At 72.5% G+C, this 12,560-nt stretch carries 13 protein-coding genes and 1 riboswitch; of the genes, 6 read left to right on the top strand and 7 right to left on the bottom strand.

Annotation, left to right across the window (positions count from 1 at the left end; all coding sequences use genetic code 11):
- Positions 1-69 precede the first annotated feature (69 nt).
- Positions 70-459, top strand: coding sequence for a hypothetical protein (locus FE256_RS15750; RefSeq protein ID WP_138177552.1), 390 nt, complete (start codon positions 70-72; stop codon positions 457-459).
- Positions 460-481: 22 nt separating this feature from the next.
- On the opposite strand, the gene FE256_RS15745 is transcribed toward FE256_RS15750, so the two are convergent.
- The gene (locus FE256_RS15745) at positions 482-1,300 is read right to left on the bottom strand and encodes an ABC transporter permease (RefSeq protein ID WP_138177550.1); all 819 of its coding nucleotides are present in this window, start codon (positions 1,298-1,300) and stop codon (positions 482-484) included.
- A complete protein-coding gene (locus FE256_RS15740) occupies positions 1,297-2,577 on the bottom strand; it encodes an ABC transporter ATP-binding protein (RefSeq protein ID WP_138177548.1) in 1,281 nt (426 codons plus the stop codon). The genes FE256_RS15745 and FE256_RS15740 overlap by 4 nt, the downstream gene beginning before the upstream one ends.
- A gap of 87 nt (positions 2,578-2,664) precedes the next feature.
- On the opposite strand from FE256_RS15740, the gene FE256_RS15735 reads away from it, so the two are divergent.
- The 5 genes from FE256_RS15735 (at position 2,665) to FE256_RS15715 (ending at position 6,938) form a co-directional block, all read left to right on the top strand.
- On the top strand, positions 2,665-3,729 hold the full coding sequence (locus FE256_RS15735; protein ID WP_138177545.1) for an enoyl-CoA hydratase/isomerase family protein: 1,065 nt from the start codon (positions 2,665-2,667) through the stop codon (positions 3,727-3,729).
- 7 nt (positions 3,730-3,736) lie between these two features.
- A complete protein-coding gene (locus FE256_RS15730) occupies positions 3,737-4,609 on the top strand; it encodes an LssY C-terminal domain-containing protein (RefSeq protein ID WP_138177544.1) in 873 nt (290 codons plus the stop codon).
- Entirely contained in the window at positions 4,606-5,130 is a 525-nt protein-coding gene (locus FE256_RS15725) for a hypothetical protein (RefSeq protein WP_138177542.1), read from the top strand. The genes FE256_RS15730 and FE256_RS15725 overlap by 4 nt, the downstream gene beginning before the upstream one ends.
- Before the next feature lie 521 nt (positions 5,131-5,651).
- The gene (locus tag FE256_RS15720) at positions 5,652-6,575 is read left to right on the top strand and encodes a DnaJ domain-containing protein (protein ID WP_138177540.1); all 924 of its coding nucleotides are present in this window, start codon (positions 5,652-5,654) and stop codon (positions 6,573-6,575) included.
- A gap of 180 nt (positions 6,576-6,755) precedes the next feature.
- Positions 6,756-6,938 carry a DUF5302 domain-containing protein gene (locus tag FE256_RS15715; RefSeq protein ID WP_138177538.1) on the top strand — a complete coding sequence of 61 codons (183 nt, stop codon included), beginning with the start codon at positions 6,756-6,758 and terminating at the stop codon, positions 6,936-6,938.
- A gap of 101 nt (positions 6,939-7,039) precedes the next feature.
- Here FE256_RS15715 and thiD read toward each other — a convergent pair whose 3' ends face one another.
- The 5 genes from thiD to FE256_RS15690 all read right to left on the bottom strand — a co-directional run.
- The gene (gene thiD / locus FE256_RS15710) at positions 7,040-8,473 is read right to left on the bottom strand and encodes a bifunctional hydroxymethylpyrimidine kinase/phosphomethylpyrimidine kinase (protein ID WP_138177536.1); all 1,434 of its coding nucleotides are present in this window, start codon (positions 8,471-8,473) and stop codon (positions 7,040-7,042) included.
- Complete coding sequence (gene thiE / locus FE256_RS15705) at positions 8,470-9,111, bottom strand: thiamine phosphate synthase (RefSeq protein ID WP_252371056.1); 642 nt, start codon at positions 9,109-9,111, stop codon at positions 8,470-8,472. Before thiE ends, thiD begins: the two co-directional genes overlap by 4 nt.
- A complete protein-coding gene (gene thiM / locus FE256_RS15700; protein WP_138177534.1) occupies positions 9,108-9,899 on the bottom strand; it encodes a hydroxyethylthiazole kinase in 792 nt (263 codons plus the stop codon). Before thiM ends, thiE begins: the two co-directional genes overlap by 4 nt.
- A riboswitch (TPP riboswitch) is annotated at positions 9,891-9,982 on the bottom strand. It overlaps the preceding gene by 9 nt.
- 43 nt (positions 9,983-10,025) lie before the next feature.
- A complete protein-coding gene (locus tag FE256_RS15695) occupies positions 10,026-11,375 on the bottom strand; it encodes an HNH endonuclease signature motif containing protein (protein WP_138177532.1) in 1,350 nt (449 codons plus the stop codon).
- Between the two features lie 121 nt (positions 11,376-11,496).
- Positions 11,497-12,560: D-alanyl-D-alanine carboxypeptidase family protein (locus tag FE256_RS15690; protein ID WP_138177530.1), on the bottom strand; the 1,064-nt coding region annotated here is incomplete at its 5' end.

Genomic DNA, 12,560 nt, shown 5'->3' with positions numbered 1-12,560 from the left:
GGCGGATCGTTGCGCTCTCGTGAGGCGCGGGAGCGGTAGCGGGTGCGCGGCGCTGGCAGGATGGATGCCATGGTGACACTGCTGCTCGATTCGACGCAGCTCGAGGTCGTGCTCTCGCCGACCGAGCGTGCCCTGTCGTTCCGCAAGCGCAACATCGTCGTGCCCCGCGCCACGATCGACCGCGTGCAGCTGACGGACGACGCGTGGACGTGGCTCCGCGGAGTCCCCAACCCCGGCACGAACCTGCCCGTCGCCGTCGCGATGGGCACATGGAAGTCGGCCGGCGGCAACGACTTCGTCGTCATCCGTCGTCGTAAGTCGAGCGTCGTCGTCGACCTCAGCGGCCACGACGAGTTCGAACGCCTCGTGCTCACCACCAAGCACGGCGTGGCGCTACTGAAGGCGCTGCGCCTGGACGTGGCATCCGAGCCCGAGGACGTCGCCGACCTGGTGTCCTGAGACGCCTCGGAGCCGAGACGCGTCAGTCGATGTCGCGGCGCCAGGTCGTGGCGAGGCCGATCGCGACGAGCACCACGGCGTAGCCGAGCAGTACGAGTCCGCCGAGCCACCATTCGAGCGGCTCGGCACCGCCCGCGCCGACGGCGCCGAAGATCGTCTGGCCCACGAGGGCGTCGCTCGCGGCACTTGGGAACCACCGCGCGACCTCGCCGAGTCCGTCGACGACGCCGGCGACGGTGCGGACGATCGGCTCGATGAACAGCGTCACGGCCAGCACGATCACGATCGCGGCCACCTGGTTGCGCACGACGGTGCCCACGCCGATCCCGACGACCGCCCACAGGGCGAAGGCCAGCAGCATCCGCCCCACGAGTACCCAGGTGTCGGACGAGCCGAGCTGCGTGTCGAGTCCGAACGCGGCGAAGACTCCGGCGCCCGCACCGATCGCGGCGATGGATCCGAGGATGCCGTAGAGCACGCCGACGACGATGCCGATCGCGAACTTTCCGACCAGCACGACACCGCGCCGGGGTGTCGCGAGGAACGTCGGGGTGAGGGTCTTGTGCCGGAACTCGGTCGTCACCATGAGCGTCCCCGCCAGCAGCGGGAAGACGTACCCCACGGCGCTCGCGGAGCTGTAGACGAGTCCGGCGAGGCCGTCGGCGGAGGGGGTGGGACCGGTGGCACCGGGGAGCTTGCCGGATGCCACGCCCCCGAACGCGAGGGCCAGGACGCCCGCCGTGAAGCCGACGTAGACCACGAGCACGATGCCGAGCACCCACCAGCCGGCGGTGCTGAACTGCTTGGTGTACTCGGAGCGAGCGGATGCCACGAGGCTCATCGCTGCACCTCCGTGTCTTCCGTGCGGGCTTCGACGGGCACGATGTCGATCACGCCCGTCGAGGCCACCGCGTACGAGGGGCGCGGGTCGGAGGGGTCGTCATCGGTCGGGGCCGAAGCGGGTCGTGGCGCCGGAAGGACGGCGACCAGATCGGTCGACGGGGCGGCCGGTTCGTCGGCCGACGCGGGTGCTGTGGCGGCGGCCGGCGCGGGTGCCGGAGCCGGGACAGGCGCCGGCGCGGGTGCTGTAGCCGCGCCCGGCGCGGGCACGGGAGCCGCGGTCGACGCGGGCACCGGGGCGGACTGCGGCGCGGGGGCCGCGGCATCCGGTTCTTCCGCCGACGAGGCCGGGGGTGCCTCCCCACCCGCCGCGCTCGCGTGCACGCGCTCGCCGCTGACGAGCTCGAGGAAGATGTCTTCGAGACTCGCGCCCTTGCTCTGCAGGTGCGACAGCACGATCCCGGCGCCCGCGGCGAGGGTACCGACCTGGATCGGTTCGACGTGCCGGATCGTGAAGCCGTTGCGCAGCAGCTGGAACGGGATGCCGTGCTCGTCGAGCACGCGGGACAGGGCTTCGCGGTCGGGGGAGTCGACCACCGTGGAGTACTCGTCGGGGTCGGCGAGATCCTCGGTGCCGCCCTGGAAGACCAAGCGGCCGCGCGAGATGATCAGCAGCGCGTCGACGGTCTGCTGCACCTCGGCGAGCAGGTGCGACGACACCAGCACCGTGCGTCCCTCCTCGGCGAGGTGGCGCAGCAGCGAGCGCATCCAGCGGATGCCTTCGGGGTCGAGGCCGTTCGAGGGCTCGTCGAGGACGAGGACGCCCGGGTCTCCGAGCAGGGCGGTGGCCAGGCCCAGGCGCTGGCGCATCCCGAGCGAGTATCCGCCGACGCGGCGTCCGGCGACGTCGGCGAGACCGACGAGCCCCAGCACCTCGTCCACGCGCGAGAGCGGCAGACGCGCCGCGCGGGCGTAGGCCTTGAGGTGGTTCGCCGCCGAGCGGCCCGGGTGGAAACTGGATGCCTCGAGCGCAGAGCCGACGCTCTGCAGCGGTCGCTCGATCTCGGCGTACCGGCGACCGCCGATCGTGGCGGACCCCGAGGTGGGTCGCACCAGACCGAGCAGCATGCGCAGCGACGTCGTCTTGCCCGCGCCGTTCGGGCCCAGGAATCCCGTCACCAGACCCGGCTCCACACGGGCCGTCAAACCGTCGACGGCCGACACCGCGCCGAAGCGCTTGGTCAGCCCGGAGAATTCCAGCACCTGTCCTTCGGGCATCGAGTACCTCTCGTTCGGCGGGCGTTCTCCCCATCTTCCCCGATCCGAGGCCGAAAACACATCTCGCGGCGTGTGTAACGTGGCAGCGTGAACGCACAGCGATCCGACGACGACGCGGTGATCGCGCGAGCCTGGCGCGGAGTGGGTCACGTGACCCTGAACCGTCCGCGCGCGATCAACGCCCTCGACCTCGGCATGATCCGCCGGCTCGCGGTCGCCCTCGACCGCTGGGAGAACGATTCCGACGTCGACCTCGTGCTTCTCGACGGTGCGGGGGATCGCGGCTTCTGCGCCGGAGGCGATGTCCGGGCGCTCTACGACTTCGTCGTGGCCGGGCAGGTCGACGAGGTGCACACGTTCTTCCGCGAGGAGTACGCCCTCAACCACCGCATCGCCACCTACCCCAAGCCGATCGTCGCGATCGCCGACGGAGTGACGATGGGCGGCGGGATCGGGCTCGCGGGCCACGCCCGCATCCGCATCGTGACCGAGCGGTCCCGGCTGGCGATGCCCGAGACGCGCATCGGCTTCTCCCCCGACGTGGGCGGCTCCTGGCTGCTCGGACGCGCTCCCGGCCGTCTGGGCGAATACCTCGGCCTGACCGGCGCGACGATGGATGCCGCCGACGCGCTGTACGCCGGGTTCGCCGACCACCTCGTCCCCGTCGCGCACCTGTCCGCCCTGCACGAGGCACTTCAGTACCGCGCCGATCCGTCCAGCCCGACCGAGCTCGTGCTCCTGTTCGACGAGAGCCCCGAGCGGTCGGACCTGGAGACCTGGCGTCCGTGGATCGACGACGCCTTCTCGGCCGACGACCTCGGCGGCATCCTGTATCGCCTGCGCCGGCGCTGGGAGCCCGAGGCCCACGCGACCGCCGATCTGCTCGAGTCCTCGGCGCCGACGGCGGTCGCCGTGACGCTCGAAGCCGTCCGCCGGGCGCGGACCCTGCCGTCCCTGCGCGCCGCCCTCGCGCAGGAGTACGGCCTCGTGATGTGGTTCGCCACGACGCAACCCGACCTCGCCGAGGGCATCCGGGCGCAGCTCGTCGACAAGGACCGCTCGCCGTCCTGGTCGCCGTCGGCTCACGCAAATCTTCCCGCGGGGCGCGTGGGCGAGGCCTTCGCTTTCGACCCCGATCCGGCTCTGTGGTGACCGTGCGATGACCAGAGCGGGGCGGAGGCGGTGGTCGATCGGGCGGTTGCTCGACGGGTTCTTCTTCGTCTTCGCGGGTCTCGCGGCCGTCTGGCTCGCCTACCTCAGTTTCACCCAGACCTTCACGTTGGGCTGGGGCGGCGTCGTCATGGCGGTGGTGTTCTGGGGCCTTCTCGCCTACCTCGTGCTCCCTCGGTTGCACCGCATCCTCACCGCGATCTACGTGCCCGACTACTTCATGGGCCGCACCCGCACGTCCGACGGCCTGCTCGGCGACCCGGTGAACCTCGCCTACCAGGGGGAGCGGACGCAGGTCGAGGCCGTGATGGCGGCGGCGGGGTGGATCCCGGCCGACCCCGTCGGTTTCGCGTCGTCGTGGCGCATCGTGGCATCCACCCTCACGCGACGCAGCTACCCGACCGCGCCGGTGAGCCCGCTGTTCCTCTTCGGCCGCATGCAGGATCTCGCCTACCAGCAGGAGGTCGCGGGGTCGCCGGCGCAGCGCCACCACGTGCGCTTGTGGCGGTGTCCGGACGGCTGGCTGCTCCCCGGCGGTCGCCGGGTCGATTGGCTGGCCGCGGGGACCTTCGACCGCGCCGTGGGCTTGTCGCTGTTCACCCTGCAGGTCACGCACCGCATCGACGCGGACACCGACATCGAGCGCGACCACATCGTCGACACCGTGCGGAATCTCCCGGGCGTGACGGTCGACGTCATCCGGGACTTCTCGACCGGCTACCACTCGCGCAACGGCGGCGGCGACAGCATCACCACCGATGGCGATCTGCCGATCCTCGACGTCCGGGGCGTCGAGTCCCGCACGGGCGGAGAGCGGACGGATGCCGGGCGGCGCGACGTCGAGGCGGAGGGACGGCCGTGAGGGAGAGGCATCCGGAGAAGAGGGCGGCATTCGAACCGCTCGCCGCGCCGGTCATGCGCGACCCGGCGATGCGTCGACCCGGCGCGACGGTCGCCGGAGGAGTGCTCGTGCTGCTCCGCGCACTGTCGGGGCTGCTGTGGGCGTTCACCGTCGCCTTCGACCTCCCGCCGTGGCTGCAGGTCCTCTCGGCGGCCGCCGGGGGCGACGCCGACGAGCCGACGGCGCTCACGCTGTCCGATTTCGACGTGGACGCCGGGCTGTTCCTCGGGATCATGGGCGCGGTCTTCCTGATCCAGACGGTGTTCGGCATCCTGCTGCTGCGGGGAAGCAACGTCGCCCGGGTCATCGGCATGCTGCTGTCGACGATCTCGATCGCCACGGCTTTCGTGGGCTGGTGGGAATTCGGGCAAGAGATCACGGTCGGCACGACGCTGGTGACGCTGAGCCTCGACATCCTCGTGCTGCTGGCGCTGTCCAGCCGCGACGCGGCCGCGTACGCCCGCCGCAACGAGCGGCGGTGACGCCCGGGTCCGGTCGCGGGCGACCGGTCTCGTCCGCACAACTCCTGCGGAGTGGTCGCTGAGGCGCCGACGGCGCGGGCAGCCGACAATTCTGCCGGAGTTGTGCAGCCGGCGGAGCGCGGCCGGGTGGAGGCCATGGGCGCACAACTCCTGCAGCATCCGTCCGTTGGCGCGGCGGCCGGGCGGACTGCCGGAAGCTGCAGGAGATGTGCAGCCGGCGGAGCGCGGCCCGGTGGGGGCCATGGGCGCACAACTCCTGCAGCATCCGTCCGTTGGCGCGGCGGCCGGGCGGACTGCCGGAAGTGCCGGAGTTGTGCAGCCGGCGGAGCGCGGCCGGGTGGGGGCCATGGGCGCACAACTCCTGCAGCATCCGTCCGTTGGCGCGGCGGCCGGGCGGACTGCCGGAAGCTGCAGGAGATGTGCAGCCGTCAGGGACTCCCCGGTCGGATGCCGGGCCGTGCCCAGACGGCGACGACTAGCCTGGAGGATGCCGCGCCCGAGCGGCAGAACGGATGACGGACGTGTTCGACAGTCCCATGTCGCTCTCGGCATATCAGGTGCTCCGCGTCGAGGCCGAGATCGACGACGACGGTCTGCGGCGCGCCTACCGCGTGCGGCTGCGTGAGACCCACCCCGACACCGGCGGCGACGCCGAACTGTTCGTCCAGGTGCAGCGCGCGTGGGAGCTCGTCGGCACGCCCGAGGCCCGCGCGGCCTATGACCGCGGTCGCGGGCACGCCGCCGCCGACTGGGCCGGCGGGAGCACGGCATCCCCTCCTCCCCGTCCGGACACGCGTCCGCGTGCTCGCGCCTACGGGCAGCCCGGCGGATGGCGGCGCGAGCGGTACCTGTCGCTGATCCGCGAATGGGTCGGACGCGGTGTCGACATCGCCGATCCCTACGACCCGGCGCTCGTGCGGTCGGCGCCGCCGGAGATCCGGCACATCCTCGCCGACGCGCTCGCCGAGGAGGAGACCGCGCGGCTGGTCGCCGAGCTCGGCATGGGGTACACGGTGTGGCACGACGTGTTCGCCGACCGCGACGGCCTCGACCCGGAGCAGAAGGTCGATCACCTCGTGCTCGGACCGAGCGGTCTGTACGCGATGCTCAGCGAGGACTTCGGTGGTCCCGTCGGCGTGCGGCGCGGCGAGGTCACGGGCCCGAACGTCATCGGGTCGCCCGTGACGCAGCTCGTCTCGCGTGCCCGCGTGATCGCCCGGGCGGCGGGCGTCCGATTCAGCGGGGCGATGGTGATCCTCCCCGACGACGCGATCCTCGACGCGGTCACCGACCTCGGCAAGGTGCGCGGCACCCCGGTCGTCCTGGTCGCCCGCAGCGCGCTCACGACGCTGTTGCGCCGCGGCATCCCGGGGGCACGCGAAGTCGGCGGGACGGAACTGTTCGACATCCGCACGCGGCTGCAGCAGCGTGTCCGCCACGTCTGAGCCGCGGACACGCCTGCCCGGCACCGGGCCGAACTCCTGTGATTCGGCCGGTTTTCCGCTGCTCGACGCGGCGAAGGGCGAGCACACGCCGGAACTCAGGAGTTCGGCACCGCGAAGGATCAGCGCGGGCTCGGGGCGTTCGGCCTGCGGCGGTTTGCCAGACCTGCCTAGGGTGGGGGCATGAGTACCGACGAGACCCCGGATGCCGCGGCATCCGACGACATGAAGCGAAAGTTCAAGGAAGCCCTGGCGAAGAAGAACGGGCAGCAGCGGTCGGGTCAGGCGCACCTGGACGGTCACTCGGCCGTTCAGGGCACGCACGGAGCCGTCACCAAGCGGGAGTTCCGCCGCAAGAGCGGCTGACCCGCCGGTCCGAACTCCTGAGAATTACGCCGGTCGAGGTCTCCTCGAGCGAGCCGGGGAGGCCCCGCCGCGAAAACTCAGGAGTTCGGCACGCCGCCGACTCACCCCCGCAGCGGCGCCTCGAAGAACGCCAGCTCCAGCCGCATCGACCGGACGTACGCCGCGGACATGGCGCCGCGGGCGGCGGGGGATGCCGATCGGGCGGCGGCATCCGCGATCCGGGACGCCTCGGCTGACGACGCGGCGAACGCCTCGTCGCCGTAGGCCGTGAGCCAGTCCGCGTAGGCGTGGTCGGGGTCGAACGTGCCTCGCCAGCGGGCGCCGATATCGGTGTAGAGCACGAAGCACGGCAGCACCGCCGCGACCAGCACCGCGTACGATCCGCCCGCCGACACGGCGTGCAGGTGGTCGGTGTACGCGACGGTGTCGGGTGCGGGCTCGAGGCCGGTGGCATCCACGTGCGACTCGTGCAGCGCCGCCTCTTCGGCCAGGCACGAGACCGACGCCGCGGCCCAGAACCGCTGCTCCTCGATGGTCGGGGCCAGCGCCGCGGCGCGCGCCAGCACGCGGGCGTACTCGCGCAGGTACAGCAGGTCCTGCCCGAGGTACCAGGCGAAGGCCGCGCGATCGAGGTCCCCGGATGCGAGTCCCCGCACGAACGCGCACCGATCGACGTCGGCGCGCACCGCCGCCGTGGCCGCCCACCGCTCGGCGCTCCAGGAGGCGCCCAGGTCGAGGTGCGGCCGCAGCTCGTGGAAGTGGTCGATCGGGCCGTTTCCGTGACCGACGTGGAGGGCCTCGGCGTTCTCGAGCGCCCCGGTGAGCCATCGCTTCGCGCGGGTCAGCGCGGCGGGCCAGTCCAGGCCGTGGGCCGCGAGGGTCGCGAGCGCCGATGACAGCGAGCAGCCCGTGCCGTGCGTGTGGCGGGTCGCGACGCGGCGGCCGGGGACGAGGTGCACGCCCGTGGCATCGACGACGGCGTCGGGGCTGTCGGGCCCGGCGAGGTGGCCGCCCTTCAGCAGCACGGCGGTGCCGGCGCGGGCGACGAGCGACCGGGCCTGCGCGACGGCGGTGTCCCAGTCGCCGGCGACCGGCTCCCCGACGAGCACCGCGAGCTCGGGCAGGTTCGGCGTCACGAGGTCCGCGCGGTGACACAGCGTGCGCACCGCGTCTTCGGCATCCGGGTCGAGCAGACGGTCGCCGCTCGTGGCGACCATGACCGGGTCGAGCACGACGATCGCGGGGTGCACCTCGTCGAGCCACGCGGATACGACCGCGACGACCTCGGCCGACCCCAGCATCCCGATCTTGACCGCGTCGATCTCGACGTCGTCGCTCACCGCCCGCAGCTGCGCGTCGAGGAACGCCACGGGCGGCACGTGGACCTCGCGCACCCCGCGGGTGTTCTGCGCCACGAGCGCGGTGACCACGGCCATGCCGTACCCGCCGAGCGCAGCGATCGACTTCAGATCCGCCTGGATGCCGGCACCCCCGGTGGGGTCGGTCCCGGCGATGCTCAGCACACGGGGGATCATGCCCACGCCTCGCGCAGTGCCCGCGTCGCCGCCGCGGGATCCGCGGCACCGCTCACGGCCGAGACCACCGCGACGCCCGCGGCACCGGCCCGCCGGAGAGCGGCGACATCGCCCACCTCGATCCCGCCGATCGCGATGCAGGGCAGGGGAGCGGATGCCACGAGCCCGGCGAAACCGTCGATCCCGAGGGGCTGCGGGTGGTCGGGCTTCGTGGCGGTCGCGCGGATGACCCCGACGCCGAGGTAGTCGACGGTTCCCGGGCGGAGGGCGGCGGCCGCGGTGAAGTGCTCCGGGGTGTTCGCGGTCCAGCCGATCAGCGCGTCCGGCCCGAGCAGGCGGCGCGCGGCGACGACGGGCAGGTCGCTCTGCCCCAGGTGCGCCCCGTCGACACGGGCGCCCGCGTCGCGGGCGGCGAGGACGACGTCCACCCGGTCGTCGACGACGAACGCGGCGCGGCCGGCGACGACGTCGGCGAGGGCGAGCACCCGGTCGAACAGATCGCGTCCGCTCCCGGTCTTGTCGCGGAACTGGATCACGCTCGCCCCCGAGCCCGCGGCGGCGTCGACGATCTCGGCGACGCGGGCGAACGGCATCCGGTGATCGGTGACCAGGTGGAGGGGGAGGTCGACCGCGCTCACGCCGCGACCCGCCCGTCGAGGTCGGCGGGGTCGATCGCCGCGAGGGCGTCGAGGAACGCCACCGCGAACGAGCCCGGCCCGGCCGCCACCGCGGCAGCCCGTTCGGAGGCGACCGCCCAGATCGCGCTCGCGGTCACCGCGGCGTCGAAGGGCGCGGCGCCGGGCAGGAGCGCTGCCATCGCGGCGCCGAGGGCGCACCCGCCGCCGGTGACCCGGGTCAGCAGGTCGCTGCCGCCGGGCACACGCGCCGTGCGGTCGGCATCCACGATCAGGTCGACCGCGCCCGAGACCGCGATCGTGCCGCCCGTGCGGACCGCGAGGGCGCGGGCGGCGTCGAGAGCGGCGTCGGGGGTGTCGGTCGAGTCGACGCCGCGGCCGCCGGCCCCGGCGCCGGCCAGGGCGAGGATCTCGGACGCGTTGCCGCGGACGATCGCCGGCCCGGCCTCGAGGAGCTCGTGCGCGAGCGCGGTGCGCACCGGCAGCGCACCGACGGCGACGGGGTCGAGCACCCACGGAGTGCCGACGGCGACGGCCTCGCGCGCGGCCTCGCGCTGCTCGGCGGTCGGGGTGCCCAGGTTCACCAGGACGCCCCCGGCGACACCGGCGAACATCCCGGCCTCACCGGGGATGTCGCACATCGCGGGCGAGGCGCCGAGGGCGAGCAGCGCGTTCGCGGTGAAGTTCGTCACCACCGCGTTGGTGATGCACTGCACGAGCGGTGGCGCGGACCGCAGAGCGGCGAGAGCTTCGGCGGGGCTGGACGGAGACGACGACGTGCGAACGACCATTCGCGACATCCCTTCGCTAGTACGAACTAGATCAGGTTCGACGGGTGTGTTCTCAGCCCCGAAGGGCACCCCGTGTCACTGCGGGCGACGTTAGCACGGTGCATCGCCCGACCGCGGCGCGAGGCCTCAGAAGGGTGCCGCGGGTTCATCCGGGTCGGGCGGAGGTGGATCGTCGGGGACGAAGCGCACGGCGGGAGAGTACGGGAGCGGCTCGTCGGTGTAGGTGCGACCGGTCGGGCTGGTCCAGCGGAGGACCCCACCGGGCAGTTGGGTCACGCTCCATCGGGTGAACTGCTTCTGCGTGTGGTGCCGCTGGCACAGGTGGGCGAGGTTCGTGACGTCGGTCACGCCGCCGAGCGCGTAGTCGTGGGTGTGGTCCACCTCGGCACGGTTCGCGGGAACGGTGCAACCGGGCCACCGGCAGTGGCGGTCTCGAGCGCGGAGATACCGGTCGATCGCGGTGCCGCTGTGATAGGTGTCGGTGTGCAGTACCGCGCCGGTGACGGGGTGGGTGACGACCCGATCCCAGGGGAGCGCGGTCGATTCGGCGAGAGCGCGTGCGGTGCCTGCGTCGAGGGGGCCGTGCCCCACGAGTTCGGCGGGATCGGCATTCTCACGCCCGGGGGCGAGCATCGTCAGGGCGGGGACGACCACGTGAACCCGGGCGCGGATGCTGCCGAGGATGCCGGGCCCGTCGTCGGTACGGGTGGGATCGGCGTCGGGGGCCGAGGTGAGCAGGAGGTCGGCGAGGATGTCGGCGCGAAGCTGCGCGGTGGTCCGATCATCCGAGTTCGACTCGGACGTCTCGTCTCGTGCGTCGATGACCGCGTGGGCCTGCTGACTGAGTCGGTCGAATATTCCGACCGCGAGCACGGTCGGCAACGTCGCGACGAGGTCGGACATGCCGTCGAGCCCGGGGACGATGCGGACACACCGCGCGTCACGGCCGCGCTGGTGACGTTCGGTCAGCGTGGTCGGATACAGGCGTTCGGCGAGCGCCGCGAGACGCGATCGCAACCGGCCGGGGCTGAGGCCCTCGCCGGTTGCGACGGCGAGCAGATCGAACTCTCCGCGCGCATCGGCGGGGAGAGGCGAGCCGACGTCGACGATCGCGTGGACGTGGGCGCGGGTGATCGCCCCGCCTTCCCACGCGGCGAGAGTCTGCGGGTAATCGTCGACCAGGGTCATGGCACGGTCGATCTGCGATTGCATCCCGCGGTCGGAGAGATTCTCGGCCGCAGCGAGCTCGGACGCGACCTCGCGCAACGCCATCTCGGAAGCTCGGACATGGGTGCGCCGATCGGCCATCACGTCGAGAGCGAGATGCCCCGCCGCCGCGAGGGCGCGAGTGCGGGCCACTTCGGCGGCGGCGAGTACGGCTCCCGCACGGAGCACGTCGTCGAGCACCGCGGACAGTCCTACGGGGTCGCCCGTCGGGCCCGTAAAGGGGGAGTCGGAGGGGCGGCGAGAAGACATGTGTGCATGCTAGCGACGACCTCCGACATCGAATGCCGCGCGTCCGCGATCGGGGGGAGAGAACGCGGTCGCGCCGGGTTGTGGAGGAGGGGTGTTACGCGGCGAGGAGCCGGCTCGTTCCTCAGTCGTTGAGCCCCAGGAGGTCGAGCGGATGGGTCAGCCGCCACCAGGGACTCGGCGGCTCGATGTCGGTCTCGAGGCGCACGTCGACGGTGTCGGCGTCGAGCGGACCGGTGGTCACGAGCGTGCCGACGGTCTCGCCCGCGTCGCGCGCGTCACCGAGGTCGAACGACGTGGCCGGCTGGGCGGCCGCGCCGTTCCAGAGCACGTTGCTCGCGTCCTCGGCGGTGACCATCGCGACGTCCTGGCCCCACAGTGTCGTGACACGGCCGACGGCGGTCCCGGCGGGCACGGAGGTGCGCACCTGGATCTCGTCGGCCAGACGCGCGTAGAGGTCGCGGCTGGCCTGATCGCGCGAGTCCGGCCCCGGCTGTCCGAGGACGGCGGCGTAGACGCGGACGGTGGTCGTGCCCACGATCAGGTCTTTCGCGGACAGCAGGTTCCAAGCATCCAGGGTCCCGGTCTTGATGCCGACGACACCGGGGTCGGCGAGCAACGGGTTGCCGTTGCGGAACGATCCGGCGCCCGGCAGCGACAGCTCGGGCGTGCGCACGATCTCGGCGATCACCGGGTTCTGCATCGCCTTCTCGGCGAGGGCGATGAGGGCGGCCGGGGTGGCGGTGTTGCCCGCTTCGATCCCGGTGGGGTTCACGATCGTGATGCCGGTGATGCCCCGCTGGGCCAGGTAGTTCGCTGCGGCGGCGACGAAGTCGTCGTTGGAGGGCCAGAGATCGGATGCCAAGCGCTGGGCGTAGTTGTTGGCCGAGGCGACGAGCATGCCCTGGAGCATCTGCAGCTCGGTGAGCGTCCCGTCGACGGGGACGTCGAGAGACGACTCGCCCCGCGCACGGTACTGCCAGTAGTCGGCGCTGTCGGCCTGGGTGAACGCGTACGTCGGACCCTGCTCGCCGGGCGCGAGCGGGAGACGCTCGAGCACGAGCAAGGCCGTGACGACCTTCGTGATGCTCGCGATCGACTCGGGGGCGTTCGCCGACGACAGCACGTCGGGCATGCCCTGCACCGCGACGGCGGCTTCGCCCTGGGCGGGCCAGGCCGGGGCGGCGG

Source organism: Microbacterium sp. 5K110, from assembly GCF_005774735.1.
Classification (GTDB): Bacteria; Actinomycetota; Actinomycetes; order Actinomycetales; family Microbacteriaceae; genus Microbacterium.
The sequence above is the reverse complement of the archived record's forward strand: the minus strand, read 5'-3'. Positions and strand labels throughout refer to the sequence as shown.